This is a genomic window from Phenylobacterium sp. LH3H17, assembly GCF_024298925.1.
Lineage (GTDB): Bacteria > Pseudomonadota > Alphaproteobacteria > Caulobacterales > Caulobacteraceae > Phenylobacterium.
The window spans coordinates 432,631-456,473 of sequence record NZ_CP101283.1 but is presented as its reverse complement, the minus strand read 5'-3'; the positions used below and the strand labels follow the sequence as shown (position 1 = coordinate 456,473).

Below are 23,843 nucleotides of genomic sequence, written 5' to 3'. Positions count from 1 at the left end.
CGGACCCCAAAACTCCAGCAAGGCCCGTGCCGCGCGACCGAACATCGCGGTTCGGTGAACGCATTACACGCCAAGGCGGCGCTCCAGGCAGCAAAAAGGCCGTACGGAACCCGCACGGCCTTTTAAAGCTTGGCTTTGAAAGAAGTCCTACCGCACGGGCTTCTTCGGCGCCGCGATCAGGCCTTCGCGCTGCGCGCGCTTGCGGGCCAGCTTGCGGGCGCGGCGAACGGCCTCGGCCTTCTGGCGCGCGCGCTTCTCGCTCGGCTTCTCATAATGCACGTGCCGCTTCATCTCGCGGAACGAGCCCTCGCGCTGCATCTTCTTCTTCAGCGCCTTGAGGGCCTGATCGACGTTATTGTCGCGAACGAAAATCTGAACCAGAGGTCTCTCTCCTATTACCCGTTCCCGCTCGGCCAATCCTGGGGTCAGGCGGCGGCGAACGGACAAAAGCTTTTTAACCCGATGGCTACGGGCCTTCGAGTTGAGCGCGGGCAGATAGCAGAACGATCAGCCGATGTCCACGGCGGACAGGCGCAAAAAGGCCGGTTAAAAGAAGCCATGACGAACCAAGACGGCTGGGCCGAAACCACTGAGCAACAGGTGCTGGACGCAGCGCTCACGCGAGTCACCACCGGGGGCTTCACCTGGCCGACGGTGCGCGCGGCGGGCCAGGCCTGCGGGCTTTCTGCGGCCGAGACCGAACTTCTGCTGCCGAACGGACCGGCGGACCTCGCCGCCCTGCTGGCGAGACGGCATGATTCCACAGCCCTGGCCGCCCTGCCCGACCCCGCCGGCCTGAAGATCCGCGCCAGGATCCGCGCCGCCGTCGAGGCGCGGCTGGACGCCGCGGCCCAGGACGAGGCGGCCGTGCGCCGCTGGGCGGGATACTTGTCCCTGCCGCTCCACCTCCCGCTGGCCGCGCGGCTGCTGTGGGACAGCGCCGACAAGCTGTGGCGCTGGGCGGGCGACACGGCCACCGACGAGAACCACTATTCCAAGCGCGCGATCCTGGCGGGCATCCTGGCCTCGGCGCTCGCCATCCGGCTGTCGGGCGGCAAGGAGGAGGCGATGAGCTTCGTCGACGCCCGCATCGAGAACGTCATGGCCTTCGAGACCTGGAAGGCCGGCCTGAAGACCGGCGACCTGCTGAAGGACCTGGCGGGCGCCCTGGCCAAGCTCCGCTACGGCTAGGCCGTGACGCTGGGAGACGATTGAATGCCGACCGTGCATGTGAACGGACTTGATATCTATTTCGAACGGGCCGGCGAGGGTGCGCCCCTGCTGTTCATCTCCGGCACCGGGGGCGACCTGCGCAACAAGCCCAACCAGTTCGACGGACCGCTGGCCAAGGCTTTCGACCTGGTCTCCCACGACCAGCGCGGGCTCGGCCGGTCCGACAAGCCTGATCGGCCCTACAGCATGGCCGACTATGCCGATGACGCCGCCGGGCTGATGGCCCACCTCGGCTGGGACCAGGCCCATGTGGTCGGCGTCTCATTCGGCGGAATGGTGGCCCAGGAGCTGGCCCTGCGGCATCCCGGCCGCATCGAACGCCTGGTCCTGGCCTGCACCTCGCCGGGCGGGGCGGGCGGCGCCTCCTATCCCTTCCACGAGATCGAGCATCTGACCGGAGAAGCCCGGGCCAGGCATCTGATCCCGATCTCCGACACTCGCCGCGACGCCGGCTGGGCGGCCGCCAACCCCGAGACCTACGCTCAGCTGGTGGCGTTGGGATCGGCCGATCCCTTCGCCGACGAACCTGGCCGCAGGCAGGGCGCCCACCGCCAGCTCGAGGCCCGCAAGGACCACGATACCTGGGACCGGTTGGGAGACATCGAGGCCCCGACCCTGATCGCGGCGGGTCGCTACGATGGCGTGGCCCTGCCGGAGACCCAGGAGAAGATGGCCGCCCGTATCCCGCACGCGACGCTGCGCTTCTTCGAGGGCGGCCACCTGTTCATGCTGCAGGACCGCGCCGCGGTCCCGGCCATGGTGGAGTTCCTGAAGGTCTAGACTCCTCGCAGCACCGCCGCCACGGCGGCCGCCACCTGCGTCACGTCATAGGGCTTGCGGATGATCGGGGCGTCGAATCCCAAGGGGGCGCCGCCAGCATCACCATAGCCTGTGGCGAACACGAAGGGGATGCCGCGCGCTGCGAGGGCCTCGGCCACGGGGGTCACCGACAGGCCGTTGAGATTGGCGTCGAGCACGGCCGCGTCGATCCGCTGGTTCAGTAGGGCCATGGCCTCGGAGAGTTCGTAGGCGGGGCCGATGACTTCTGCGCCCGCCTCCGACAGCCCGGTCTCCAGCTCCAGGGCCAACAGCACCGCGTCCTCGACGATCAGCACCCGCGAGCCGGTGAGATCGGTCGGACCGGTGGGCGCCGAGACCGTTTCGATCGCCTGGCGCACCGGCGCCTCTGGGACGGTCTCGGGTCGTGCGACCACGGCCGCGGGACTGGCGCGCAACCGCACCCGCACCCCGGCCCGACGATACTCGACCTCGGTCTCGCCGTTCAACTCGCGCCCTGTCACCTGGGCCAGCAGGGTGGAGCCGAAACCGCGTCGGGTCGGTGGATTGACCGGGGGTCCTCCAGTCTCCGTCCAGAACAACTCGAACCCGCCGTCGGCGAGCCGCGTCCAACGCACCTCCACGCGGCCGGACTCTACGGAGAGCGCCCCGAACTTGACCGCATTGGTGGCCAGTTCGTGCAGGGCCAGCGAAAGGGCGTTGGCGGCACGAGGCGTGAGGAACAGCTCCGGCCCCTCCCAGCGGGTCTGGCCGGGCGCCAAGCCGCCCAGCTCCGCGGCGGCGAGGTGGGCGATCGCCGCGCCTCGCCAGCGGGCGGCGGTCAGCAGTTCGTTGGCCGAACCCATGGCCTTCAGCCGCCCAGCGAAGGTGGCCAGGAAGCTGTCCAGTGAGGTGGTGCGCTTGGCGGTCTGGAAGGCCAGGGCCTGGACCGTGGCCAGGACGTTCTTCACCCGGTGATCCAGCTCCCCCATCAGGGTGCGGCGGCGATCATCCTCCAGGTGGTTGTCGCTGACGTCCTGCACGACACCGCAGACGCGGACGGGGCGGCCGTCATCATCACGTACCAGCAGGCCGGACGAGCGCATCCAGACCGTGCGCCCGTCGTCCTCGCGAATCCGCCGGTATTCCGTCTCGAACCGCCCCGTGGCGCGCATCGAGGCTTCCATGGTCTTGCGGGTGGTTTCGCGATCCTCGGGATGGACGCCGCGATAGAGCGCCTCGCCCTTCTCGGCGTCCAGGTCGCCTTGCGGCAGGCCTGTTATCGCCGACATCCGCGCGCTGATGCGGAAGATGTCGCGGACCATGTCCCACTCGTACTCGCCCAGGCGCGCCGATTGCAGCGCCAGCTCGAGGCGTTCCCTGTCGAGGTTGGGTTCAGAGGCGGTCTTCGCCATAGCCGCACCATAAAGCCAGCTTCGCTGCGAAGCGACAGGAACCGAGAGTTGCACCCAGCCTTTTGCGGCGTCGTCAGCAACCGGCTTCCGCCGCATGCCGGAACCGCCTAATATGTGCGGCGTTTGGGCTGTAACGCCTGGGCGCCCTTGCTTGAGGCCTGCCGAACATCCTGGAGACCACCCACATGGGCACGAACGCCATCGACCATGCCACCGACGAGGCCCGCAACGCGGCTCACTCGGTCACCGAGTCCGCCGCCAAGCTGACGGCCGAGGCCCAACGCAGCTTCAACGACGCGGCCAAGCGTTTCGAGAAGGTGGTCGCCGAGGGCCTGGAACAGGTCCGCGCCCAGTCGCGCACCTATGCCGACAACGCCGGCCAGCACATCGACGAAGCCCAGCGCTACGTCGTCGAGCGCGTGAAGGAACGTCCCCTGATCGCCGCGGGCGCCGCCCTGGGCGCCGGCCTGCTGATCGGCCTCCTGCTGGCCAGCGGCCGCAAGCGTTGATCCTGAAGAAGGCGGTCTATTTCGCCGTCGCCGTCGCCGCGCTCGCCGCGGCGGCGGTCGTTTGCGTGGTCGCCCTGGCCATGGCGCTGCACGCCGCGGTGCTTCCCTCGGTCGGGCCCGCCTGGGCGTCGGTGATCGTCGCGGGCGCCGCGACGGTGGTGATGGCCATCCTGGCCGCGATCCTGCTGATCCGCGCTAATCCGCCGAAAAAGTTGCGCGTCGGGGGCCAGGAGAAAGACCTGACCTCGCGCGTCTTCGAGCTGGCCCGCGACAAGCCCTGGGTGGCCGCCGGCGTGGTGGCCGCGGCCGCCGCCGTGGCGCTGAAGAACCCTAAGATCACCGCCGCGGTCGTCTCGGCGGTCATGGCCGGCCGCGCCTCCAAGAAATAGCGAACCAAACGCCCGGAGGGGGGTTTTCCAGGGACAGCGGGCTTACCGCGCCTCCCCAGGATGATCCCATGTTCGAGCTTCCCCCACTGCCCTATGACCACGCCGCGCTTGAGCCGGTGATTGGTCGGGCGACCATGCACCTGCACCACGAGAAGCATCACCAGAAGTACGTCGACACCACCAACCAGCTTTTGGGCGAGCAGGGCGCGCGCCCCACCAGCCTTGAAGATGTCATCCGCGAAGCCGCCGGAAAGGCGGACGCCAGGAAGCTGTTCAACAACGCCGCCCAGCTCTGGAACCACACCTTTTTCTGGACCTGCATGAGCGCCAAGGCCCAGACGCCGACGGATGGCCTGGCCGAGGCGATCGACCGCGATTTCGGCGGCCTGGCCGACCTCAAGGCGAAGTTCGTCGAACTCGGCGCTGCTCACTTCGGCTCGGGCTGGGTCTGGCTGGCGGCCGAGGGCCAGACGCTCAGGGTGGTCGACACCCATGACGGCGACGACCTGCTCACCCACCAGGGCCTAACCCCGCTGTTCGTCTGCGACCTGTGGGAGCACGCCTATTATCTCGACCACAAGAACGACCGGCAGGCCTTCCTGGAGGCGTGGTTCGACGCCCTGCCGAACTGGGCCTTCGCCGGCGACCAGTATGCGGCGGCGCGCGGAGACGGCGAGATCTGGCGCCATCCGGATCCCGTCAGTTCTTCGGGAACGGGAGCGGCCGAAAAGCGTTCGAATCTGGGACGCTAACTCGGAGGAACGACTATGCTCGGTTGGGCTTTGACTTTCCTGGTGGTCGCTCTGATCGCCGGTCTTCTCGGTTTCACTTCCATCGCCGGCGCGGCGATGGGCATTGCGAAGATTGTCTTCTTCGTGTTCTTGGTGCTGTTCGTGGTTTCCCTCATCATGCACATGGTGCGAGGGCGCGGCGCACTCTAGCACGCTCCACGACTCGACAACTAAAACGCCCGCCTTCCCCGGAAGGCGGGCGTTTTATTGCCGGCGGTCCAGCGACCAGGTGCGCGAGGTCTCGTAGTGCGAGCCCTTCCAGTCCTGGGCCTTGATGTGGATCTCGCGCTCGTCGGCCTCCACGATGTTGAAACCCGCGGGCACACCGCGTTCGCGCAGGGAAAGGGTCCCGGCCCCGGCGGCGTAGGTCTTCGCGTCGCCGAAGGGATAGGGCCAGGCGAAGGGCGCGTGGATATGGCCTGAAAGCACCAGGTCGACCTGGCTTTCCGAAAACGCCTTGGCCGCGGCCTCCCCGCCCCAGACCTTGGCGGTCATCGGGCCCCCGATCATCTCGGACAATGGGTGATGACACACCAGCACCTTGAGCTGGCTGGCCGGCGCCGCGCAAAGCCAATCGCGGGCGCGCTCGGTCTGGCTGCGAGAAATCTGGCCCTTTGACCAGTTGGCGCGCGGCTGGACGCCCCGGGCCGTATTGACGCCGAACACGGCGAGGCCCGGCGATACGTGGGTCTGGCCCTCGACCTGGCCGATCAGACGCTGGAACCGTCCGAAGGGCGAGAAGAACCGCTCGAACCAGGCGATATAGGGCGCGTCGTGATTGCCCGGCGTCACCAGGACGGGGCCCGGCAGGGTCTTGATCCAGGCCGCGGCGGCCTCGAACTCGCCGATCTCGCCGAACTGGGTCAGGTCGCCCGAGATGATGGTCAGGTCGAATCCGCCGCCGCGCAGCACCTCGGCCGCGCCGGTCACCGCGGCGACGTTCTCTCCTCCGAAATGGATGTCCGACAGGTGCGCCAGGCGGATCAAACCCCATGCTCCTTTGGCGGGGCGAGGATCCGCGCCACCTTCGGCCGCCAGGTCACCCGGGTGGTGGCGTTCAATCGCACGGGCTCTCCGTCCAGCACGGCCGGAATGCGGCCGGCGGCCCAGACCCCGGCCGAACGGCAGGACCGCACCTCCACCGCTGGATCGTTGCGCCAGTCGTCGACGATGGCCTTGATCCCCATGCGGGCGGCGTCGGCCAGGCCCTTGGGATCGATGGCCGCGACCTCCAGGGCCTGCTCGTCGTTCGACATGGCCTTCGACGCCATTGGGCAGAGAAAGGTGAGCGCCTCGGCCTTGCCTCGGGGCCCACCGTCGAGGGCATAGCGCAGGCGTCCGGAAAAGGCGCGACGCCAGGCGCGCTGGGCGCGGGCCAGGGCCAGCTTCAACTCCCCGTCGCGCACCGCCTCGCGGGCGGGCGCCCAGAGGGCGGGCGAGCCCAGGATCGCCGCCACCAGGAAGGTGCGGCCATCGATCTCACCGCCACCGATCGCCTGTTCCCGGCCGTCCTCAAGAATGGTCTTCAGGGCCTCCTGCCAGGGAACGACGCCATAGACCGCGTGAGGCAGCATGTTCATGGTCCCGCCCGGCAGCGGGGCGATCAGCGGACCGTCGGGACCGGCGAGCTCCGCCGCCGCCCGCGCCGTGCCGTCGCCGGCTAGCACCAGCACGGCGTCGGGCGCAGCGTCGATGGCATCCCGCAGGCAACGGCCCAGCTCGCCCGGAGCCGGCGCGCTGACTGTGGCCCGAACGCCCCATTCCGCCAGCAAGGCCTGTATCTCATCGGGCGCGCCCGGCCCGACGCTGCCGGAGGCGACGTTCACCACCACTTCGACTCTGGAAATCTTCGGCTTACCCGCCACTGTGTCGTCCTTAGCCCCACTCGCCGATCCGGCGCCCTTATGACGCAGACGGCGGCGTTTCCGAAACGGCGCCGTCTGCGGCAGGTTCCGGCAGGTCGAACCCGGAACCCCGGCGACCGCCGATGCGTTGCGGCACGAGGGATAAGCTCAAGGAGAGCCAAGAGATGCTGAAGCACCGATCATTCATGCCGCTGATCGCCATCGCCGGCGCCGGCCTGTTGGCCGCGGCCTGCACCACCACCGGCAATGTCGAGCGCAACGCCGCGGGCGGCGCGGCTCTGGGCGCACTGGCCGGCGCGGTGATCGGCAATAACGTGGGTTCCGGCGACGCCGGCACCGGCGCCGCCATCGGCGCGGCCATCGGCGGCACGGCCGGCGCGGTCAAGGGTTGTCGGGAAGACGGCGGCTGCGGCGCCAACTCCACCAACAAGCGCCAGTATTATGACGAGCGTGCGGGGCGGTACTATTATTACGACTCCGCCTCCGGCCGGTATTACTGGGAAAACGGCAGTCCCCGCTGAGGCGGCGGCTACAGCACTGGTATCAGAAGGGCGGTCGGCTATGCTGGCCGCCCTTTCCACGTTACGGCGCGACAGGGGCGTACGATGAAGGCTCAGGCGATCTTGACGATCACCCTGGTTGCGGGACTTGCAACCGCCGGCTGCGCCACGCGCGCGGGACGGGACCGCATCGTCACCGCGACCTCGCGCTGCGAGGACGTCACCGTCCAGGTCTATTTCGAACCCGACAGCGCACAGATCACCTCGGAGGGCCGCGCGGTGCTGGCCCAGGCTTCGACCCAGGCCAAGACCTGCAGGGTGGACCGCGTGACGGTTCTGGGGCTGGCTGACGCCGCCGGCGCCCCTGCGGCGAACCTCGAACTCTCGAAGAGACGCGCCGCCTCGGTGAGCGAGGCCCTGGCCGCCACAGGCCTCCCAACCGCGGAAGTCGACCTGACAGCCGCCGGCCAGAGCGGGGCCACCACCCGCACCGGGGACCTGCAGCCCCTACGCCGACGGGCCGATGTGACGGTGGAGCTCAGCAGGCCCCGCTAGGCCGAGGCAGGCAAAGAAGAAGGCGGACCTGGGGTCCGCCTTGAAGTCTGCATCATCGAGAAAAAGGGGGTGCGGAGACGGCAGACCGGCATAGTCGCCGGCCTCAAGTCGGGGGGGGGCGTCGCCGCCTCCGCATCGAATAAACCCACACCCAAATGTTATGTTCCCGGCATAGGCGAGTTTTTTTGCCGCCTATTCGAAGGTTGGTTCGATGGCCGGCATGGCGTCGAATTCGGCCTTGGTCAGGGGCGCGCTCAGGCTAGCGCCCGCGACCTTCAAGGCCTTGACGGAGAGGCTGCGAGGACCGCTGGCCCGGACGCCTTTAGGCCGCACCAGCACCTGGGCCGGCGCCCCATCGGCGCCCAGGATCACCCGCTCCACATGACCCAGCACGACGCCGCCCTGGCCGATCACAGCCTTGCCCTCGAGGCCGGCGGCGTCGACCGGCGCGGCGGCCTGGGCGGTCAGCGGCAGCGACATCAGGAGGAGGGCCGCGATCAGGGATCTGAACTTGCTCATGGCCCTAAGATGGCCCTTCCGGCGCAAAAAGCGAACCCGCCCGATGACGCGGGCCGCCGCGCACGGTCAAGCCGGGAACACCGGACTGGTCCCGCACGTTAGCGAGGTGCGGGCGTTTCGCCCGTGAACAGGGGCGCGAGGGACATGATGCGCGGATACGAGGCTCCGCACGGCGGACTGGTTCTCTTCTCCACACCCTCCCGTCGACAGCGCATAGCGCGGCGGCGATGGATGGCGATCGGGGCGGTTCTGAGCATCGCGGTGGCCGGCGGCGTGCTCGGCCAGATGTCGGCCGTCCGCGACGACACCGAGCACCCGGTTCCTCCCGGCCCGTTCAGCTATCTGCCCTAGTTCCCGCCTCTGGCGACGCATTCAGGAGACCACTGCATGGCCACCACTTCCCGATTCACCCGCACCGGCCTGGGCGCGACGCGCGCGCGGCAGGGACGGCTGGGCGTTCATATGTTCTGGGTGCTCGTGGTTTCCACGGCGCTGGCGGCGCTCGCCCTTTTCGGGGCTTGGAGCTGGCGGGCCGACGACCTGGCCTCGACGGCGCCCAACAACGCCCGCCAACAGGCCGACGCCAAGGCTTTCGACATGGGCGAGCCCGCGCCGGCGGCCCTGCAGACGGCCCCCACGCCCGGTCGCTGACCTCCGCGTTCGGGAAATGGAAACGGCCGCCCGCGGGCGGCCGTTTTCGTTGGGCGACGGATCGCTCAGAGCACCGACTGGCCGCGCACGGCCCGCAGGACGAAGCTGGCGATCAGCAGGACCAGGAAGACCACGAACAGGACCTTGGCGATGGTGGCGGCGAGCCCGGCCAGCCCCACGAAGCCGAGCAAGCCCGCCACGATGGCGAGAACGGCGAAGACCAGCGACCAACCCAACATGGCGAACTCCCGAAATGAAAACGCCGCGCCCGGCGGGGCGCGGCGAGATCAGTTCAACGCCTTATGCAGAGCGTCGTTCCTAGGCCGCCTTGCGGGTGTTCCTCGGATGAAAGAACAGGGCCTGGCCGATAGCCGCCTTCACGGTTTCGGGTTGGAACGGCTTGGTGATCAGGAAGGTCGGCTCGGGCCGTTCCCCGGTCAGCAGTCGTTCGGGGAAGGCGGTGATGAAGATCACCGGGATGTCGAAGCGGGCCAGGATGTCCTTCACCGCATCGATGCCCGAAGAGCCGTCGGCGAGCTGGATGTCGGCGAGCACAAGCCCCGGGGTGCGGCGGTTGATGGCGTCCACCGCCTCGGTGCGAGTGGCGGCGATATCGACCACCGTGTGGCCCAGTTCGGTGACCAGGGCTTCGATGTCGGCCGCGATGACCGGCTCGTCCTCGATGATCAGCACCTCGGTGGCCAGTTCGGCGTCGATCTCGGCTTGAGCCTCGCCGATCAGCCGTTCGACCTCCGCGAAGTCGGCGCCCAGGATCTGGGCGGCCTCGGACGGGGTGAAGCCCTCAAGAGCGGTGAGCAGGAAGGCCTGGCGCGAACGCGGCGCGATCCGCATCAGACGGCGACTGGCGTCGTCGGTCCCTTCCGTGACGTCCGCAGGGGGCTCGAGCTGGGCGCCGGTGGACAGCCAGATGGCGTGGAAGACGTGGTACAGGGCGACGCGGGGAGTCAGATTCGACTCCAGGACCCGTTCGCCTGCAGCCAGCGCTTCCAGCGCCACGCGGACATAATGATCGCCGGTGGTCTGATCGCCAGTAAGCGCGCGCGCGTAGCGGCGCACATAGGGCAGATGCGGCGCCAGTCGGGCAAGAAGACTCAAGGCTATACCCCTCCCGTAAAAAATCATGAGAGCGCGCGGGGGCGTGACCCCGAGACCCATCATAGGCGCCTAAACGTGGCCTTTGGGAACCGGTTCCCTCGGAATATGGTTTTCTGCATCTTAGGGCGCACGCATGGAACCCGGATTGGAATGGGACGTTGAGCGGCGACGAAGAGGTATCGAGGGGGCGGGCTCCGCGAAAGCCGGGCGCCGACGACATGATAGAACAGCGACCCACAGAGGAACGACGCAAGGCGTCAGCCGCTCTGGACGAAGCCCGCCTGCGTCAGCAGGCGATCGGCGTGCGTTTGCGTCAGATGTTCGACGAAGTGGTCAGCGAACCTGTCCCCGACGAGTTCCTCGAGATTCTCCGCAGGGCTGACAAAACGGCTGCGGAGAAGGGCTGATGGCGGAAGTTAAGGCCGACCGTCCCCCCCGCACGCCTGCGGCCGACGAGGCGTTCAAGCGCGAACTCGTCCAGCTCATTCCCCATCTGCGGGCCTTCGCCCGCACCCTGGCGGGCGAGCCGGCCGGCGCCGACGACCTGGCGCAGGACGCCATGATGAAGGCGTGGGATGCCCGCGCGAGCTTCCAGATGGGCACCAACATGAAGGCCTGGACCTTCATGATCCTGCGCAATCAGTTCTATTCCGAGAAGCGCCGATCCTGGCGCCAGACCCAGCTCGACCAGGAAGCCGCCGAGCGGACCCTTGTGGCCGTGGACGACCCCGAGGCCCCGGTGGCCTTGGACGAACTGCGGCTCAGCCTGGCCCAGCTCCCCGCAGAACAACGCGAGGCGCTGATCCTGGTCGGCGCCGGCGGCTTCGCCTACGAGGAGGCCGCCGAGATCTGCGGCTGCGCCGTGGGCACGGTGAAGAGCCGCGTCAGCCGCGCGCGTAAGGCCTTGCACGTCATCCTCGACGACGGCTCATATGAGCGCGACGGCGGGTCGGCCGGCGACGCCATGCGATCCATCCTGGCGGACGCGGAGCGTCTCAGCACCGTTCGCTAGAAAGAGGACGATGCATTCGCCCTGGGGTTCGCTGTCAACGATCAGGGTCCGGCTGACGGCCGCGCTGGCGGCCGCGCTTTTGCCGGTCCTGATGCTGGGCGTGATCCAATCGGCGATCGCATTCCGCAATGATCGCGACCAGCTCCGCGAGGAGTTGGCCGCCTCGGCCGAGCGCAGCGCCGCAACGGCCCGGGCGCGGATGGAAGCCGCCGACATCCTGCTCCAGACCCTGGCGCCGGGGTCGGTGGGCCTGAACTGCGCCACCCGCCTGGACCTCGTGACGAAGCGCATCCCGGGCTATTTCAACCTGATCCGCTTCGATCGGCGCGGTCGGGTGGCCTGCGCCGCCAGCGACGTGCCCGCCGATCCGGGCCGCGCCGGACGGGAGTGGTTCAAGCGAACGGCGGCCGGCGACAACCTGGTCATCACCCGCGATCCGGGCGCCGAATACGCCCGCGTTCCGGCCCTGCTGGCGGCGGTGCCGGCGAGGGACCCCCGCGTGGGCTTCGACGGCGCCTTCGTGGCGGTGATCTCGCTGGAGAGCCTGGCGCCGCGGACCGCCGACCGCTCCCTGCCCGAGCAGGCCGAGGTGGCCCTGGCCGACGGCGACGGGGGCTTCATCAACGCCACCGACAAGGAGGCCTTCCCGGACCTCCCCGCGAACTGGCGCACCGAGGCGATGAAGAAAGGCTCGCTGGTCTGGTACGCCAACGACCTGCGCGGCGAGCGCCGAGTGTTCTCGGCCGCGCCGCTGGTGGGCGACGAGCTCTATGTGATCCTCTCGGCGCGCTCGGGCGGGATCTTCTCCTGGGCGACCCTCAACCCGCTGACCGGCATAGCTTTTCCGATCCTGACCTTCATCCTGGCCCTGGTGGCGGTGTCGGTGGTGACCGAACGGGTGGTCACCCGCTGGATCGCCTATCTGCAGCGGATCGCCGCGCTCTACGCGCGGGGCCGGCTCAGCGTGCGGCCGATCCAGGCGGAACAGATGCCGCCCGAAATCCGCGACCTGGCCGAGACGCTGGAGGACATGGCCGACGCCATCGTCGGGCGCGACGCCTCGCTGCGCGACAGCCTCGCGCAGAAGGACGCGCTGATGCGCGAGATCCACCACCGGGTGAAGAACAACCTCCAGGTCATCTCCTCCCTGCTGAACATGCAGCAGCGCGCCCTGGCCGACCCCGCCGCGCGTGCGGCCATGTCCGACACCCGCCAGCGGATCACGGCGCTCGCCCTGATCTACCGCGCCCTCTACCAGGGTCCGGACCTGAAGCGGGTGGACCTGCGCGCCTTCCTGGAGGAACTCACCGCCCAGCTGGTCTCGGCCGACGCCATCCGCGGATCCCACGTCCAGACCGAGATCCATGTCGACGACCTGGTGATCGATCCCGACCGCCTGGCGCCGCTGGCCCTGTTCGCGGTCGAGGCCATCACCAACGCCCAGAAGCACGCCTTCGCCGGCCGCGGCGGCACGCTCAGCGTCAATTTCCGCGTCCATGGCGAGGAGGCCGAGCTGGAGATTTGCGACGATGGCGCCGCCCCCGACGACGCCCTGGTCTCCTCCGGCGTCGGCCGCACCCTGATGACCGCGTTCAGCCGCCAGCTTCGCGGCCGCTCAGAGCTGGTGCGAAACGACAAGGGCGGGATAACCGCGCGGCTGATCTTCCCGACACCCTCGGCCGACCCACAGCCAAAGCCGGCCTCGGCCAACGGGAACCAGGCGGCGGCTTAACCGTTAGGTCTGCGCGAGATTTCCAACCATCCCTGGAGACACCCAAAATGCGTATGTTCGCCATCCTGGCCGTCATGGCCGCGAGCCTCACCATCAGCGCCTGCAACACTGTGTCCGGAGCCGGCAAGGATGTGAGCGCCGCCGGTGACGCCGTCAGCGACACGGCCGAAGACGCCAAGCGCTAGGCAACGCCTGATGAGACGAGAAGGCCCCGCTCCGGCGGGGCCTTTTTCGTTTGACCCTAGGCCGCGACGCGAAAGGCGGGGTTGCGGGCGAACAGGCCTGGCCGGCCGGCCACCGGCTGGAAGGCGTCCTCGAAGCCCGTGGCGGTCTCGCCTTCGCCCAGGAACAGAAAGCCCTCGGGGCTGAGCGCGCGGGCCAGGTTCTCCAGCAGGCGGGCCTTCATCGGCTCGACCAGGTCGCACAGCACATAGCGGCAGAAGATCACGTCGAAGCGGCCGGCGGTAGACAGGTCGGCCACCAGGTTGATCCGCCGCCAGCGCACCATCTGGCGGACCCGCGGCGAGAGCGCCCACATGTCATCGACCTTCTCGAAGTGCCGCACCAGCTGGCGGATCGGCAGGCCGCGTTGCACCTCGAACTGCGTGTATAGGCCGCTCTGGGCCTTTTCGAGCTGGCGTTCGCAGAGGTCGGAGCCGAACAGCTCGACCTTGATCCCAGGCATCTCGGGCCGCTCGTCCTCGACGATCATGGCCAGGGAATAGACTTCCTGGCCCGAGCCGCAGGCGGCCGACCAGATGCGGATGGGTTCGCCGTCGCGCACGCGGGCCAGGGTCGGCAACACCTCTTCGCGGAACAGCGAAAACGGCGCGCGGTCGCGGAAGAATGCCGTCTCCGACTGGGCCATGGCCTCGACGATGGCCCAGGCCAGCCGGTCCTCGCGTTTGGTGCGCAGGGCGGTGACCAGGTCGGGGATCGCGCTGAAGCCCTCACGCCGCGCCACGGGCGCGAGGCGGCTCTCGATCAGGTAGGACTTTTCGGGATCGACCCGAAGCCCCGCGCGCGCCGCGCAGAGCTGGGCCACCAGTTCGCGGTCTTCCGGCCTCATACCAGACCCACCTCGGCGAACTTGGCGGCGATGATGTCGCCGTCGAAGGGCTTCATGATGTACTCGTCGGCGCCGCAATCGAGCGCCTCTCGGATCCGGGCCAGGTCGTTCTCGACCGTGCAGAACACCACGACCGGGGCCTTGCCGCCCGGCTCGAGCCGCAGGTGGCGCAGGAAGTCGATGCCGGTCATCTGCGGCATGTTCCAATCCAGCAGGACAGCATCGGGCATCGCCGCCCGGCACCAGGCGAGCGCCTCCATCCCGTCGGCGGCCTCGGCGATCTCGAAGCCGATGTCCTCCAGGATGCGGCGGGCGACCTTGCGGATCACCCGGCTGTCGTCGACGACTAGGCAGGTCTTCAACGGGATGCTCCTTCCCCCGGGTTTCTTGTGCTCCGCTGGTGGTTAAGGAGGGGTATGGCCGCGAGATTTTTTTGCACTGCGATGGGCGCGCGGGGTCTCGGCCGCCCAAGACTTTCCCGGACCGCCTATCAGTTTTTGTCGGCTTGAAGCCGCTCCGCCCGCCGCTAGGGTCTCGAACCTGCCCGCCAAAGTCCCGAGAGGCCCGCGATGATCGACGTCCACTACTGGCCGACCCCCAACGGCAAGAAGGTCACCATCCTGCTGGAGGAACTGGCGCTTCCCTACCAGATCGTCCCCGTCCGCATCGGCCAGGGCGACCAGTTCACCGACGATTTCCTCAAGATCAGTCCCAACAACCGCATGCCGGCCATCGTCGACCGCGCGCCGGCCGACGGCGGGCCGCCGATCGCCATCTTCGAGTCCGGGGCGATCATGCTGTACCTGGCCGAGAAGGCCGGCCGGTTCCTGGGGCACGACCTGCGAAGCCGCTACGAGGTCACCCAGTGGGTGATCTGGCAGATGGCGAACCAGGGCCCGAAGTTCGGCGAGCGCGGACATTTCAGCCGCGTCCCGCAGAGCGCCGGCGACCAGTCCTACGCCCAGCGCCGGTTCAACGACGAGACCCATCGCCTCTACGGCGTGCTGAACAATCGCCTTTACGACCGGCCCTATATCGCGGGCGACGAATACTCGATCGCTGACATGATCAGCTATCCGTGGACCGCCGGCTGGGAGCAGCAGGGCATCGACATGGGCGAGTTCAAGTACTTCAAGCGCTGGTTCGACGAGATGGCCGCGCGGCCCGCCGTCCAGCGCGGCATGGCGGTCACCGCCGGCCCCTCGGTCGATCCCGCGACCCTGACCCCCGAGGAGCAGGCGGCCATCCGCAAGATGCTCTACAACCAGCGCGCCCGGCCCGCCCCGGTGGGCTAGGGCGCCGGCGTCGGGGTCACCTGGACGAAGACTACCTGCCAGCGGCCGTCGCGCCAGGCGAACACGTCCGAATAGTGGAACCGCTCGACGAACGGCTTGCCGTTCTCGCTCCCGCGCAGCTCCACGCGGCCGCCGACGATGGCGGCCTGCGGGCCCAGGGGCACGAAGACCGGGTCGAGGATGGTCAGGGGTTCGAAGGTCATGCCCGGCGTCAGCCAGCCGGCGATGAAGTCGGCGCGATCCGCATGCTTGCCCGATCCCCGGACGATGACGAAGTCCTGGGCCAGGAACCGTTCCAGCGCCGCCTTGTCGCCGGTGAGCTGGGCCTGATCGAAGGCCTTGGCGGCGGACCTGACGTCCATGTCGGGCGCGGGCGCGGCCGCGATCAGCAGTGGCGCGAAGAGACCGGCGGTCAGCAGGCGGCGCATGGAGGACCTCCGGGAAAGCGACCGCCTTCCTAGCGATCCCCCACGCGTCGCGCTGTCAGGTTTCTAGGTTCACACCAGTTCCGACGGCTTGACGCCCAGCTCCTTGAGGAACGGCTCGGCATATTCGACCCTGCCGGTCATGGTCTTGGGATCGCCGGAGGCCAGGCGATAGACCGCCTCCGAGATGAACTCGATGGGCTGGACGCGGTCCTTGGTGGCCTCGTTGATCAGGCCGTGCACCGCCACGCCGGGGGTGTCGACCAGGCCCGGCGAGACCACATTGACCGCGATGCCGTCGTCGTAGACTTCCGAGGCCAGGCCGGTCGTGAAGCGCTCCAGCGCCGCCTTGCACATGCCATAGACCGTGCCGCCGCGGCCGCCGCGATAGGGCTGTTTCGGGTGGATGCCCGCCGGCGAGGAGATGTTGACGATCCAGCCCTGCTTGCGGGCCTTCATGCCCGGCAGGACGAGCTGGGCCAGGTGGAAGGGCGCATAGACCTGCACCTCCATCATCAGCTTGAAGCGCTTCTCCGGGAACTCCTCCACGGGGATGAAATAGGTGATGGCGGCGTTGTTGATGAGGATGTCGATGGGCCCGAAGGTGGCCTCCGCCTCCTCGACCAGCCGTTCCCGTTCGATCGCCTGGGCCAGGTCGGCCTTGACGAAGGCGGCCTTGCCGCCGGCCTTGTTGATGCGGTCGACCGTGTCGGCCAGGGTCCCGGGCAGGCGGCTCTCGCCGTCCGAGGCGGTGCGGGCCGAGACCACCACGCTGGCGCCCTCCATGGCCAGGCGCGCGGCGATGGATTCGCCGATACCGCGGCTGGCGCCGGTGACCAGGGCCACCTTGCCCTTCAGGCTTCCGTTCGGATTGATGCGGGCGTCGCTCATTTGAAATTCTCCCTGATGAAAGTCTTTGTTTTTAAATTGGATAACGAACTCGAAGCGGCCTACTCGGCCGGTTCTGAGACTTGCGCGGCTGAGGTTCTGGCCACCTCCGACGGCCAGGCGTCGACCGTCACCCGGCGCATGTGCCGCCGCTCGCCGGGATAGTCGTTGAGCGCGAAATGCCAGACCGAGCGGTTGTCCCAGAAGGCCACCGAACCCGGCGCCCACGCGAACCGGCAGGTGAAGGCCTCGTAGCGGGAATGCTCGAACAGGAAGTCCAGCAGGGCCTTGCTCTCCCGCCGGCTCCAGCCCTCGATTCGCATTGTGAAGGCCGGATTGACATAGAGCGCCTTGCGGCCGGTTTCCGGGTGGACCTTGACCACCGGATGGACGAACTCGCCCACCGCGCCCTCGGCCTCGACGACCTTCATGGTTTTGCGCGACTGGGCCGAGTGGCCCTGGGCGGAATATTCCCGGCCGGCCGAATGGACGGCGTTGAGGGTCTCCAGGGTCTTCTTCAGCCCCGGCGACAGGGCGTCGTAGGCGGCCGCCTGGCTGGCGAACAGGGTGTCGCCGCCGAACGAGGGCAGCTCAACCGCATAGAGGATCGAGCCGATGGAAGGATGCTCCAGGAAGCTCATGTCGGAGTGCCAGCCGCCGCCGAAATTGACCCGGTCCTCAGGCTCCTTGACGATCTCCATCACCTCCGGATGGGCGTCCATGCCGGCCACATAGGGGTGGATGTTCAGCGGCCCGAACCGGCGGCCAAAGGCCAGTTGCCGCTCCGGCGTCAGGGCCTGGTCGCGGAAGAAGATCACCTGGTGGGTGACGAAGGCCGCGCGGATCTCGGCGATCGTGGCGTCCGACAGGTCCTGCGAGAGATCGACCCCGGAGATCTCGGCGCCGAGCGCTCCGGCGATTTTACGGATCTTGAGACCGGCCATGGGGACCTCCGAGTGATGCCGGCGAATGAAACATCGCAACGGCGCCGGAAGCCAGCGAGAAGCGCTCAGGCCGGTTGCAGTAAATCCCATCGGTTCCCGTAGAGATCCTGGAAGACCGCCACGGTGGCGTAGGGTTCGTGGCGTGGCGCCTCCAAGAACCTCACGCCGGCCGCGCTCATCGCGGCGTGGTCGCGGGCGAAGTCGTCGGTGCTGAGAAACAGGCCCACCCGGCCGCCCGTCTGGTCGCCGATCCGCGCGGCCTGGGCGTCGTTGACCGCCTTGGCCAGCAGCAGGCCGCAGGCAGAGCCCGGCGGGGTGACCACCACCCAGCGCTTGCCGTCGCCCTGGGGAACGTCGGAGGTGAGCGTGAAGCCCAGCTTCTCCACATAGAAGGCGACGGCCTCGTCATAGTCGGCGACCACCAGGGCGATGAGGCTGATCTGCTGGGGCATGGCGGCGACTCGAGCGGCTGGACGGCGGGGAGGCTCAGGCTAGAGTGCCGCGGCGTTTCGGGGGAGTTCTCATGCATCGTCTAATGGCCGGTATCTCGGCGATCGTCCTTGGCCTGGCCGCCGCGAGCGGCGCGGCCGCCCAGCCGGCCAAGGTCACGGTGATCCACGCCGGCGCCCTGCTGGACCGCCCGGGCCAGGCGCCGCGCGGCGCCTCCACCCTGGTGATCCGTGGCGGCAAGGTGGAGTCGGTCCGCGACGGATTCGTCGCCCCGGAGACCGGAGCGGAACTGGTCGACCTGAAGGACCAGTTCGTCCTGCCGGGCCTGATCGACATGCACGTCCACATCTTCAACGACGACGACAAGCTGCGCGCCCGGATCGAGGGGGCGAACCGCGACATCGAGGACAACATGGTGATCGGGATCGACAACGCCCGGCGCACCCTGGAGGCCGGCTTCACCACCATCCGCGACCTGGGCTCCGACATCCGCAGCGTCACGGCCCTGCGCGACGGGATCAATTCCGGCCTGCTGGCGGGGCCCACCATCGTGCCGGCCGGGCGCGCGATCGCCATCACCGCGGGCCATGCTGACGGCTCCAACAATCTCAACCGCGACCTGGCCGAGATCGCCCGCGCCCGGGCGGACAACGTCTGCAACGGCCCCGAGGACTGCCGCCGCGCGGTGCGCTCCCAGATCGGCCAGGGCGCCGAGGTGATAAAGTTCACCGCCACCGGCGGGGTCAATTCCAACATCGCCGGCGGCCTGGGCCGCCAGATGTTCGACGACGAGATGAAGGCCATCGTCGACACCGCCCACATGTTCAACCGCAAGGTCGCCGCCCACGCCCACGGCACGGACGGCATCATCGCGGCGCTCAACGCCGGGGTGGACTCCATCGAGCACGGCACCTTCGGCACCAAGGAGACCGACGCCCTGTTCAAGAAGACCGGGGCCTATTTCGTCCCGACCATGCTGGCGCCCCAGGCTGCGCTTTCGCAGGCCCGGGCGGGCTCGCGCTCGAAGGCCACGCTGGAGAAGGCCGAGATCGCCGGGCGCGCCGCCATGGACAACCACCGCCGCGCCATCGCGTCCGGGGTGAAGATCGCCTTCGGCACCGATACCGGCGTCTCCTCGCACGGCGACAACGGCAAGGAGTTCGCCCTGATGGTCAGCGTGGGCATGAGCCCGGCCGAGGCGATCAAGTCCGCCACCGTTACCGCCGCCGAACTACTGGACCGTTCGACCACCCTGGGAACCCTGGAGCCCGGCAAGGACGCCGACATCATCGCCGTCGCCAAGAGCCCGCTCACCGACGTCGCCGAGCTGGAACGCCCGACCTTCGTCATGCGCCGCGGCGTGGTCCACAAGCTGGCCGGCCAGCGCCAGGCGTTTCCGGCGGACTAGGCGCGCCGAGGGGCGGAATGGCATGGTCCGTCATGAGCCGAATGGGACTTACGCCAAGCGAGACAACGCGAAGCAGAGCGAACGCCACAGTCGGCGCTATCGCTGACTATCCGGCAGATTTGCCTACTGGGCCGCTCAAGGTCAGCCAAGGGTAGATCCCAGTCACACCAGGAAAGGGCCGGCGCATGATCACCGTGTGGGGCGGACAGACTTCCCGATCGATCCGGGTCGTCTGGGTGCTGGAGGAGATGGGCCTTCCCTATCGGGTGCGGCAGGTGGACATGTTGGCCGCCGAGCAGGACCCCGAGTTCCTGGCGATCAACCCCGCTGATTACATCCCGGCGATCCAGGACGGCGACGTCGCCATGGTCGAGTCGATCGCCATCATGGAATACCTGATGGGCCGCTACGGACCGACGCCGCTGGCGCCGGCGCCCAGCGATCCGACCTTCCCTGCCTACCAACAGTTCCTGCACCTGGGCGAGGCCGGACTCGCGACCCTGATGATGCCGGTCGTCGTCAGCCGCTTTATCGCTCCTGAGGCCGAGCGTGAGAACTGGGGCGCGACCTGGTGTCTGAAGTCATTTCAGAAGCGGCTGAAGCTGGTCAGCCAACGGCTTGCCCACTCGCCCTACCTCGCCGGCGAGACCTTCACCGCCGCCGACATCTCGGTGACCTACGCCCTGAACCTGGGCCTGAGACACTGCGACGTCACCCTGAGCGACGCCGAACGGGCCTACCTCGCCCGCACCACGGGCCGCGACGCCTACAAGCGCGCCATGGAGCGTTCGCACGAAGGGGTGAACACCTAACCCCCCGTCTCCGCCGCGCAGCGAGACAGGAGGGGGGCCGCACCCAAGGTCCACAAAGGGTGGCTATCAGACATGGAGCCGGGATGGTTGCGGCTGATCTTGTCGAGGGTCCCGGAGGCCCGTCAGCCATGCCCCTCAAGTTGCCTAGCCATGGCTTCAAGCGACGGCCATGGCGGGCCCTTGCGCAGGGTGTCGATGAAGTGTTCGGCCCACTGTCGGCCGTTCGGGAACTGGTCGTCGGCATCCCAACGCCACGCCGCGACCATCGCGAGTACGAGGGCGCGGCACTCGCTCAGCAACGCCCGATCCACATCCGGATAGTGCTCGATGACCGCCTCAGGCACGTGAGCCAGGTCGAACTCTATCGGCCCGAAACAACAGGTCTCAAGGTCGATGAATAGCGGCCCGATCTTCGTTCCCAGCACGTTCCCCGGGTGCGGTTCGCCGTGAAGCAACTGCTCCGCTGCGCCGCGATCGACGATCGTTCGCCTGAGGCTGTTCAACATGCCGCTGAGAAGTTGCCGGTCTGCCTCGGCGAGGTCCGGTGTTCGGCCCCGGTCCGCCACGAGTTCCTGGGCTTCCGCGACGCGGTCGGTGAAGTGTGGGGCCGTGATCTCGATCGTCCGCATGCCGGCGTGCAGACGGCAAAGCGCATCTGCATAGTCGGCCGGCGCGACGCCCGGCGTCACGGGCGCGTAGTAGGTCCAAAGCGTAATCGCGAAGCCGGCGCGCTCGTAGACACGCGGCGGAACCCTAGGTTCGAGAGCCGCTGCAGGACTCTCGATCTCGGCAAGCCGCCCGGCAAGCTCGACCTCGAAGTGCGCCACTTGTCCCGCCATGGGCGCGACCCGGGCAAATGAGTCACACGGTTGTAGGCACAGGGCGAGCTTGTTTGAGTTGTGAAGAACGACCGCGTCGTCGACGTGGAGGCCAAGGCCCTTGGCGGTCGAGATGGCCGCGGCCACCGCACGCTGAAGTTCAGGGGCCTGCAAGGGGTCCTCGCTCTGCGCTCAAGGATTGGCCCAGTACGGGAAGCTGCTCCCCATCAACACGGGTCGCACGGGCAGGCAACCTAATGGCGGCGGATGTCCGCTTGCGGTCGAAAGCGGACGTCCAGGTCCCGACCGCCTCAGTGCATCGTCCCCGCGACGATCTCCAGCTTGTTGCCGTCGGGATCGAGGAGCACACAGCCGTAATAGTCGGGGCCGATGTCCGGGTGCGGGCCGGAGGCGCGGACCGAGGTGGCGCCCGACGCCAGCGCGGCGGCATAGGCCTTGTCCACGGCAAGGCGCGAGTCGGCGGTGAAGGCGATGTGGGTCCCCAGGCCGGCCACGCGATCGCCTTCGACCGGATAGAGCCAGAAGTCGCGGGTCGCGCCGCCCGGTCCATAGGCCAGCTCGTTGTCGGCGGCCCAGGCGTTGGCGCAGCCCAGCGGGGCGAAGAAGGCGTCGTAAAAGGTCTTCGCCGCGGCGAGGTCTCTGACGCCGACGGAGAGGTGATCGAACATGGAGAGACGCCCTTTGCGGTGAAGCCCGGGCTGTAGTTGGGAGCCACGCCTCAACGCCGCAAGGTCAGCCCGGGATCGTGGCGGCGAAGGTGACCTTCTCCTCGGTCACGTCGGCGAAAATCCGCCCGCCGGCGTCCCCGACGAACAGGTGGGTGTAATAGGCCTGGACCCAGTGGCCGTGCAGGCCTTCGCCCGGCCCCTCGCCCTGCAGGCCGCGCAGGACCTCGGGGCGCAGCCGCGCCTTGGGGCCGACAGCCTCGACGGCGATCGCCATGCCGCCGCCGGCCTCGGCCACCGCACGGATGCGGGCCACGCCGCCGGTCGGCAGGGCCGCGCCGGCCATCTGGGCCAGGTTCAGGAGCGTGCGCGCGGCGGGCTTGTTCACCGCCGGCGGCTCCACCTGCCAGTCCAGTTCGGCGCGCATGTGATGGAACAGCCCGCCCGCCAGCTTGGCCAGTTCGCGGGCGTCGAAGGTCTCGGCCGAGGCCGAGGCGCCGAAGGCCACGCGGCTGAAGGACAGCAGGTCGGCGAGCTTGCGCGCCGAGCCCTGGATGAGGCCCATGGCCTCTTCCTTCATGTCCTGGGCGCTGGGATCATCCAGGAGGTCGAGCCCTGAGACGATGGCGCTGGCCGGACTTATGAAGTCGTGACACATGCGCGCGGCGAGATAGGCCGCCACTTCGGCTGTTTTCGGCGGGGCCGGGGGTTCGGCGGGGGCGGGGGTGTCGACGTGCGTCATGAGAACCCGAACTTGGTCTGATTTGGCCCTTTGGCAAACCGGGCGGGCGCTCTACAGAACGCGGCCATGAGCGGTCCCGATCCCTTCCTGGAGCCCGGCGTGCTGGTGAGGCACCCGACCCTGGACGACTGGGGCCTGGGCCAGGTGCAGTCGGTGGCGGGAGCCAAGGTGACAGTGAACTTCGAGAACATGGGCAAGCAGGTGATCGACTCGACCGTCATCACCCTGGTCTTCGTCGGCGACGATCCGCGCGAGGCCCGATGAGCAACGAACTCGGCGCGGCCCTGGCCGACATCTGCGAAGAGGCCGCCGCCCTCATCCTGCCCCTGTGGAAATCTGGCCTCACCGTCTTCTCGAAGGCCGACGAGAGCCCGGTCACCGAGGCCGACCGCCAGGGCGAGGCCCTGATCGTCGCGCGGCTGACCGCGCTCTATCCCGACACGCCGGTAATCTCCGAGGAGGACGCCAGCGAATTCGGCACGCCCGACGCCATCGGCCCGCGATTCTTCCTGGTCGATCCGGTGGACGGCACCAAGGCCTTCGTGCGCGGCGACCCCAACTTCACCGTCAATATCGGCCTGATCGAACATGGCCGCCCGGTCGCCGGGGCGGTCTGCGCGCCCGCCACCAACGAGACCTGGTTCACGGCGGACGGCAAGGCCATGAAGCGCCAGGCCGGCGGCGCCGCCCGGCCCGTGAGCGTGCGGCCCTGGCCCACAGGCGCGGCCGTCGCCCTGGTCAGCCACACCATGGGTGAGGAGACCGTCGCCAGGCTCACCCGGCAGTACGGCTTCGACCTGCGCGAACCGATGGATTCCTCGATCAAGTTCTGCCGGATCGCCGAGGGCGCGGCCGACATCTATCCGCGTCACGGGCCGACCATGGAGTGGGACGTGGCCGCCGGCCACGCGGTGCTGGAGGCCGCGGGCGGGACCGTGACCACACCGGAAGGCGAGACCTTCCACTATGGCAAGGCCCTGGAAGGCTTCCGCAACGGCTGGTTCGTCGCCAAGGGCGGCTAGATCTCGCGGGGGATGTCCCGAGCCATCGACAGGGGCTCGGTGACGGCGGGCGTGGCCGCGCGGGTCAAGGCCTGGGCGCCGCCGCCCAGCAGCAGGTAGCCCAGGAACCCCACGGCGAAGCCGACGGCCGCGAGCCACAGGAACGGCCGCGCGATGTCGGATGGGCTGGCGGCGAGCATGATCCTTCTCCGGTGAACAGCGCCTGGATGTGGAACCAGCG

36 protein-coding genes are annotated in these 23,843 nt (G+C 68.5%); 19 read left to right on the top strand and 17 right to left on the bottom strand.

Features of this window, described 5'->3' with window-relative positions:
* Positions 1-147: 147 nt before the first annotated feature.
* Positions 148-381: a 30S ribosomal protein S21 gene (gene rpsU / locus M9M90_RS02330; RefSeq protein ID WP_254837206.1), complete on the bottom strand. Its 234-nt coding sequence runs from the start codon at positions 379-381 to the stop codon at positions 148-150.
* 177 nt (positions 382-558) lie between these two features.
* Between rpsU and M9M90_RS02325 the strand changes: the two genes are divergently transcribed.
* On the top strand, positions 559-1,191 hold the full coding sequence (locus tag M9M90_RS02325; RefSeq protein ID WP_254835553.1) for a COQ9 family protein: 633 nt from the start codon (positions 559-561) through the stop codon (positions 1,189-1,191).
* Between the two features lie 24 nt (positions 1,192-1,215).
* On the top strand, positions 1,216-2,013 hold the full coding sequence (locus M9M90_RS02320; RefSeq protein WP_254835552.1) for an alpha/beta fold hydrolase: 798 nt from the start codon (positions 1,216-1,218) through the stop codon (positions 2,011-2,013).
* On the opposite strand, the gene M9M90_RS02315 is transcribed toward M9M90_RS02320, so the two are convergent.
* Positions 2,010-3,425 carry an HWE histidine kinase domain-containing protein gene (locus M9M90_RS02315; RefSeq protein WP_254835551.1) on the bottom strand — a complete coding sequence of 472 codons (1,416 nt, stop codon included), beginning with the start codon at positions 3,423-3,425 and terminating at the stop codon, positions 2,010-2,012. The genes M9M90_RS02320 and M9M90_RS02315 overlap by 4 nt on opposite strands.
* Before the next feature lie 185 nt (positions 3,426-3,610).
* On the opposite strand from M9M90_RS02315, the gene M9M90_RS02310 reads away from it, so the two are divergent.
* The 4 genes from M9M90_RS02310 (at position 3,611) to M9M90_RS02295 (ending at position 5,264) form a co-directional block, all read left to right on the top strand.
* On the top strand, positions 3,611-3,934 hold the full coding sequence (locus tag M9M90_RS02310; RefSeq protein WP_254835550.1) for a hypothetical protein: 324 nt from the start codon (positions 3,611-3,613) through the stop codon (positions 3,932-3,934).
* Complete coding sequence (locus M9M90_RS02305; protein ID WP_254835549.1) at positions 3,931-4,323, top strand: hypothetical protein; 393 nt, start codon at positions 3,931-3,933, stop codon at positions 4,321-4,323. The genes M9M90_RS02310 and M9M90_RS02305 overlap by 4 nt, the downstream gene beginning before the upstream one ends.
* Before the next feature lie 68 nt (positions 4,324-4,391).
* Positions 4,392-5,075: a superoxide dismutase gene (locus M9M90_RS02300; RefSeq protein ID WP_254835548.1), complete on the top strand. Its 684-nt coding sequence runs from the start codon at positions 4,392-4,394 to the stop codon at positions 5,073-5,075.
* A gap of 15 nt (positions 5,076-5,090) precedes the next feature.
* Positions 5,091-5,264 (top strand): DUF1328 domain-containing protein, encoded by a 174-nt coding sequence (locus M9M90_RS02295; protein ID WP_254835547.1) that lies wholly within the window; start codon positions 5,091-5,093, stop codon positions 5,262-5,264.
* A 54-nt stretch (positions 5,265-5,318) separates the two neighbouring features.
* Here the strand turns inward: M9M90_RS02295 and M9M90_RS02290 are convergent, their stop codons facing one another.
* Both M9M90_RS02290 and M9M90_RS02285 read right to left on the bottom strand, forming a co-directional pair.
* Complete coding sequence (locus tag M9M90_RS02290; protein ID WP_254835546.1) at positions 5,319-6,101, bottom strand: metallophosphoesterase; 783 nt, start codon at positions 6,099-6,101, stop codon at positions 5,319-5,321.
* Positions 6,098-6,979, bottom strand: coding sequence for a diacylglycerol kinase family protein (locus tag M9M90_RS02285; protein ID WP_254835545.1), 882 nt, complete (start codon positions 6,977-6,979; stop codon positions 6,098-6,100). Before M9M90_RS02285 ends, M9M90_RS02290 begins: the two co-directional genes overlap by 4 nt.
* A gap of 185 nt (positions 6,980-7,164) precedes the next feature.
* Between M9M90_RS02285 and M9M90_RS02280 the strand changes: the two genes are divergently transcribed.
* Positions 7,165-7,500 carry a YMGG-like glycine zipper-containing protein gene (locus M9M90_RS02280; RefSeq protein ID WP_254837205.1) on the top strand — a complete coding sequence of 112 codons (336 nt, stop codon included), beginning with the start codon at positions 7,165-7,167 and terminating at the stop codon, positions 7,498-7,500.
* A gap of 84 nt (positions 7,501-7,584) precedes the next feature.
* A complete protein-coding gene (locus tag M9M90_RS02275) occupies positions 7,585-8,034 on the top strand; it encodes an OmpA family protein (protein WP_254835544.1) in 450 nt (149 codons plus the stop codon).
* Positions 8,035-8,226: 192 nt separating this feature from the next.
* Here M9M90_RS02275 and M9M90_RS02270 read toward each other — a convergent pair whose 3' ends face one another.
* A complete protein-coding gene (locus tag M9M90_RS02270) occupies positions 8,227-8,553 on the bottom strand; it encodes a hypothetical protein (protein ID WP_254835543.1) in 327 nt (108 codons plus the stop codon).
* A 144-nt stretch (positions 8,554-8,697) separates the two neighbouring features.
* On the opposite strand from M9M90_RS02270, the gene M9M90_RS02265 reads away from it, so the two are divergent.
* A complete protein-coding gene (locus tag M9M90_RS02265; protein WP_254835542.1) occupies positions 8,698-8,904 on the top strand; it encodes a hypothetical protein in 207 nt (68 codons plus the stop codon).
* 36 nt (positions 8,905-8,940) lie between these two features.
* Positions 8,941-9,204, top strand: coding sequence for a hypothetical protein (locus M9M90_RS02260; RefSeq protein WP_254835541.1), 264 nt, complete (start codon positions 8,941-8,943; stop codon positions 9,202-9,204).
* A gap of 65 nt (positions 9,205-9,269) precedes the next feature.
* On the opposite strand, the gene M9M90_RS02255 is transcribed toward M9M90_RS02260, so the two are convergent.
* Positions 9,270-9,443 carry a DUF1328 domain-containing protein gene (locus M9M90_RS02255; protein WP_254835540.1) on the bottom strand — a complete coding sequence of 58 codons (174 nt, stop codon included), beginning with the start codon at positions 9,441-9,443 and terminating at the stop codon, positions 9,270-9,272.
* Positions 9,444-9,522: 79 nt separating this feature from the next.
* A complete protein-coding gene (locus M9M90_RS02250; RefSeq protein ID WP_254835539.1) occupies positions 9,523-10,320 on the bottom strand; it encodes a response regulator in 798 nt (265 codons plus the stop codon).
* Positions 10,321-10,538: 218 nt separating this feature from the next.
* Here M9M90_RS02250 and M9M90_RS02245 point away from each other — a divergent pair, with 218 nt between their 5' ends.
* The 4 genes from M9M90_RS02245 to M9M90_RS02230 are packed head-to-tail and all read left to right on the top strand — an operon-like array spanning position 10,539 to position 13,249.
* Positions 10,539-10,727, top strand: coding sequence for a NepR family anti-sigma factor (locus M9M90_RS02245; protein WP_254837204.1), 189 nt, complete (start codon positions 10,539-10,541; stop codon positions 10,725-10,727).
* Positions 10,727-11,332 carry a sigma-70 family RNA polymerase sigma factor gene (locus M9M90_RS02240; RefSeq protein ID WP_254835538.1) on the top strand — a complete coding sequence of 202 codons (606 nt, stop codon included), beginning with the start codon at positions 10,727-10,729 and terminating at the stop codon, positions 11,330-11,332. The genes M9M90_RS02245 and M9M90_RS02240 overlap by 1 nt, the downstream gene beginning before the upstream one ends.
* A gap of 10 nt (positions 11,333-11,342) precedes the next feature.
* Positions 11,343-13,064 (top strand): sensor histidine kinase, encoded by a 1,722-nt coding sequence (locus tag M9M90_RS02235; RefSeq protein WP_254835537.1) that lies wholly within the window; start codon positions 11,343-11,345, stop codon positions 13,062-13,064.
* Between the two features lie 47 nt (positions 13,065-13,111).
* The gene (locus M9M90_RS02230; RefSeq protein WP_254835536.1) at positions 13,112-13,249 is read left to right on the top strand and encodes an entericidin A/B family lipoprotein; all 138 of its coding nucleotides are present in this window, start codon (positions 13,112-13,114) and stop codon (positions 13,247-13,249) included.
* A gap of 56 nt (positions 13,250-13,305) precedes the next feature.
* On the opposite strand, the gene M9M90_RS02225 is transcribed toward M9M90_RS02230, so the two are convergent.
* Together M9M90_RS02225 and M9M90_RS02220 are read right to left on the bottom strand one after the other, a co-directional pair.
* Positions 13,306-14,133 (bottom strand): protein-glutamate O-methyltransferase CheR, encoded by an 828-nt coding sequence (locus M9M90_RS02225; protein ID WP_254835535.1) that lies wholly within the window; start codon positions 14,131-14,133, stop codon positions 13,306-13,308.
* Positions 14,130-14,495, bottom strand: coding sequence for a PleD family two-component system response regulator (locus M9M90_RS02220; protein ID WP_254835534.1), 366 nt, complete (start codon positions 14,493-14,495; stop codon positions 14,130-14,132). The genes M9M90_RS02225 and M9M90_RS02220 overlap by 4 nt, the downstream gene beginning before the upstream one ends.
* Before the next feature lie 207 nt (positions 14,496-14,702).
* Between M9M90_RS02220 and M9M90_RS02215 the strand changes: the two genes are divergently transcribed.
* On the top strand, positions 14,703-15,428 hold the full coding sequence (locus tag M9M90_RS02215; RefSeq protein WP_254835533.1) for a glutathione binding-like protein: 726 nt from the start codon (positions 14,703-14,705) through the stop codon (positions 15,426-15,428).
* On the opposite strand, the gene M9M90_RS02210 is transcribed toward M9M90_RS02215, so the two are convergent.
* The 4 genes from M9M90_RS02210 to M9M90_RS02195 all read right to left on the bottom strand — a co-directional run bounded on the left by M9M90_RS02210 (position 15,425) and on the right by M9M90_RS02195 (position 18,137).
* Positions 15,425-15,856 (bottom strand): nuclear transport factor 2 family protein, encoded by a 432-nt coding sequence (locus M9M90_RS02210; protein ID WP_254835532.1) that lies wholly within the window; start codon positions 15,854-15,856, stop codon positions 15,425-15,427. The genes M9M90_RS02215 and M9M90_RS02210 overlap by 4 nt on opposite strands.
* Before the next feature lie 69 nt (positions 15,857-15,925).
* Complete coding sequence (locus tag M9M90_RS02205) at positions 15,926-16,744, bottom strand: SDR family NAD(P)-dependent oxidoreductase (protein ID WP_254835531.1); 819 nt, start codon at positions 16,742-16,744, stop codon at positions 15,926-15,928.
* Between the two features lie 59 nt (positions 16,745-16,803).
* On the bottom strand, positions 16,804-17,685 hold the full coding sequence (locus M9M90_RS02200; protein WP_254835530.1) for a TauD/TfdA family dioxygenase: 882 nt from the start codon (positions 17,683-17,685) through the stop codon (positions 16,804-16,806).
* A gap of 65 nt (positions 17,686-17,750) precedes the next feature.
* Positions 17,751-18,137, bottom strand: coding sequence for a VOC family protein (locus tag M9M90_RS02195; RefSeq protein ID WP_254835529.1), 387 nt, complete (start codon positions 18,135-18,137; stop codon positions 17,751-17,753).
* Positions 18,138-18,208: 71 nt separating this feature from the next.
* Between M9M90_RS02195 and M9M90_RS02190 the strand changes: the two genes are divergently transcribed.
* The gene (locus tag M9M90_RS02190; RefSeq protein ID WP_254835528.1) at positions 18,209-19,543 is read left to right on the top strand and encodes an amidohydrolase family protein; all 1,335 of its coding nucleotides are present in this window, start codon (positions 18,209-18,211) and stop codon (positions 19,541-19,543) included.
* A 185-nt stretch (positions 19,544-19,728) separates the two neighbouring features.
* Positions 19,729-20,355: a glutathione S-transferase family protein gene (locus tag M9M90_RS02185; RefSeq protein ID WP_254835527.1), complete on the top strand. Its 627-nt coding sequence runs from the start codon at positions 19,729-19,731 to the stop codon at positions 20,353-20,355.
* 122 nt (positions 20,356-20,477) lie between these two features.
* Here M9M90_RS02185 and M9M90_RS02180 read toward each other — a convergent pair whose 3' ends face one another.
* The 3 genes from M9M90_RS02180 to chpT form a co-directional block, all read right to left on the bottom strand.
* Positions 20,478-21,347, bottom strand: coding sequence for a phosphotransferase family protein (locus tag M9M90_RS02180; protein WP_254835526.1), 870 nt, complete (start codon positions 21,345-21,347; stop codon positions 20,478-20,480).
* A gap of 137 nt (positions 21,348-21,484) precedes the next feature.
* Positions 21,485-21,862, bottom strand: coding sequence for a VOC family protein (locus M9M90_RS02175; RefSeq protein WP_254835525.1), 378 nt, complete (start codon positions 21,860-21,862; stop codon positions 21,485-21,487).
* A gap of 64 nt (positions 21,863-21,926) precedes the next feature.
* Positions 21,927-22,601, bottom strand: coding sequence for a histidine phosphotransferase ChpT (gene chpT / locus M9M90_RS02170; protein ID WP_254835524.1), 675 nt, complete (start codon positions 22,599-22,601; stop codon positions 21,927-21,929).
* A gap of 66 nt (positions 22,602-22,667) precedes the next feature.
* Here chpT and M9M90_RS02165 point away from each other — a divergent pair, with 66 nt between their 5' ends.
* Together M9M90_RS02165 and cysQ are read left to right on the top strand one after the other, a co-directional pair.
* Positions 22,668-22,865: a DUF3553 domain-containing protein gene (locus M9M90_RS02165; protein ID WP_254835523.1), complete on the top strand. Its 198-nt coding sequence runs from the start codon at positions 22,668-22,670 to the stop codon at positions 22,863-22,865.
* Positions 22,862-23,623 (top strand): 3'(2'),5'-bisphosphate nucleotidase CysQ, encoded by a 762-nt coding sequence (cysQ, locus tag M9M90_RS02160; protein WP_254835522.1) that lies wholly within the window; start codon positions 22,862-22,864, stop codon positions 23,621-23,623. Before M9M90_RS02165 ends, cysQ begins: the two co-directional genes overlap by 4 nt.
* Here the strand turns inward: cysQ and M9M90_RS02155 are convergent.
* Complete coding sequence (locus tag M9M90_RS02155; RefSeq protein WP_254835521.1) at positions 23,620-23,802, bottom strand: hypothetical protein; 183 nt, start codon at positions 23,800-23,802, stop codon at positions 23,620-23,622. The two genes, cysQ and M9M90_RS02155, sit on opposite strands and share 4 nt — an antisense overlap.
* Positions 23,803-23,843 lie beyond the last annotated feature (41 nt).

Coding starts and splice junctions, on each gene's coding strand:
- M9M90_RS02205 (WP_254835531.1), bottom strand. CDS start 16,744: ATGAGCGACGCCCGCATCAATCCGAACGGAAGCCTGAAGGGCAAGGTG.
- M9M90_RS02215 (WP_254835533.1), top strand. CDS start 14,703: ATGATCGACGTCCACTACTGGCCGACCCCCAACGGCAAGAAGGTCACC.
- M9M90_RS02210 (WP_254835532.1), bottom strand. CDS start 15,856: ATGCGCCGCCTGCTGACCGCCGGTCTCTTCGCGCCACTGCTGATCGCG.
- M9M90_RS02175 (WP_254835525.1), bottom strand. CDS start 21,862: ATGTTCGATCACCTCTCCGTCGGCGTCAGAGACCTCGCCGCGGCGAAG.
- M9M90_RS02265 (WP_254835542.1), top strand. CDS start 8,698: ATGATGCGCGGATACGAGGCTCCGCACGGCGGACTGGTTCTCTTCTCC.
- M9M90_RS02280 (WP_254837205.1), top strand. CDS start 7,165: ATGCCGCTGATCGCCATCGCCGGCGCCGGCCTGTTGGCCGCGGCCTGC.
- M9M90_RS02325 (WP_254835553.1), top strand. CDS start 559: ATGACGAACCAAGACGGCTGGGCCGAAACCACTGAGCAACAGGTGCTG.
- M9M90_RS02260 (WP_254835541.1), top strand. CDS start 8,941: ATGGCCACCACTTCCCGATTCACCCGCACCGGCCTGGGCGCGACGCGC.
- chpT (WP_254835524.1), bottom strand. CDS start 22,601: ATGACGCACGTCGACACCCCCGCCCCCGCCGAACCCCCGGCCCCGCCG.
- M9M90_RS02300 (WP_254835548.1), top strand. CDS start 4,392: ATGTTCGAGCTTCCCCCACTGCCCTATGACCACGCCGCGCTTGAGCCG.
- M9M90_RS02235 (WP_254835537.1), top strand. CDS start 11,343: ATGCATTCGCCCTGGGGTTCGCTGTCAACGATCAGGGTCCGGCTGACG.
- M9M90_RS02295 (WP_254835547.1), top strand. CDS start 5,091: ATGCTCGGTTGGGCTTTGACTTTCCTGGTGGTCGCTCTGATCGCCGGT.
- M9M90_RS02275 (WP_254835544.1), top strand. CDS start 7,585: ATGAAGGCTCAGGCGATCTTGACGATCACCCTGGTTGCGGGACTTGCA.
- M9M90_RS02190 (WP_254835528.1), top strand. CDS start 18,209: ATGCATCGTCTAATGGCCGGTATCTCGGCGATCGTCCTTGGCCTGGCC.
- M9M90_RS02185 (WP_254835527.1), top strand. CDS start 19,729: ATGATCACCGTGTGGGGCGGACAGACTTCCCGATCGATCCGGGTCGTC.
- cysQ (WP_254835522.1), top strand. CDS start 22,862: ATGAGCAACGAACTCGGCGCGGCCCTGGCCGACATCTGCGAAGAGGCC.
- M9M90_RS02230 (WP_254835536.1), top strand. CDS start 13,112: ATGCGTATGTTCGCCATCCTGGCCGTCATGGCCGCGAGCCTCACCATC.
- M9M90_RS02165 (WP_254835523.1), top strand. CDS start 22,668: ATGAGCGGTCCCGATCCCTTCCTGGAGCCCGGCGTGCTGGTGAGGCAC.
- M9M90_RS02310 (WP_254835550.1), top strand. CDS start 3,611: ATGGGCACGAACGCCATCGACCATGCCACCGACGAGGCCCGCAACGCG.
- M9M90_RS02270 (WP_254835543.1), bottom strand. CDS start 8,553: ATGAGCAAGTTCAGATCCCTGATCGCGGCCCTCCTCCTGATGTCGCTG.
- M9M90_RS02240 (WP_254835538.1), top strand. CDS start 10,727: ATGGCGGAAGTTAAGGCCGACCGTCCCCCCCGCACGCCTGCGGCCGAC.
- M9M90_RS02315 (WP_254835551.1), bottom strand. CDS start 3,425: ATGGCGAAGACCGCCTCTGAACCCAACCTCGACAGGGAACGCCTCGAG.
- M9M90_RS02200 (WP_254835530.1), bottom strand. CDS start 17,685: ATGGCCGGTCTCAAGATCCGTAAAATCGCCGGAGCGCTCGGCGCCGAG.
- M9M90_RS02255 (WP_254835540.1), bottom strand. CDS start 9,443: ATGTTGGGTTGGTCGCTGGTCTTCGCCGTTCTCGCCATCGTGGCGGGC.
- M9M90_RS02245 (WP_254837204.1), top strand. CDS start 10,539: ATGATAGAACAGCGACCCACAGAGGAACGACGCAAGGCGTCAGCCGCT.
- M9M90_RS02195 (WP_254835529.1), bottom strand. CDS start 18,137: ATGCCCCAGCAGATCAGCCTCATCGCCCTGGTGGTCGCCGACTATGAC.
- M9M90_RS02225 (WP_254835535.1), bottom strand. CDS start 14,133: ATGAGGCCGGAAGACCGCGAACTGGTGGCCCAGCTCTGCGCGGCGCGC.
- M9M90_RS02155 (WP_254835521.1), bottom strand. CDS start 23,802: ATGCTCGCCGCCAGCCCATCCGACATCGCGCGGCCGTTCCTGTGGCTC.
- M9M90_RS02320 (WP_254835552.1), top strand. CDS start 1,216: ATGCCGACCGTGCATGTGAACGGACTTGATATCTATTTCGAACGGGCC.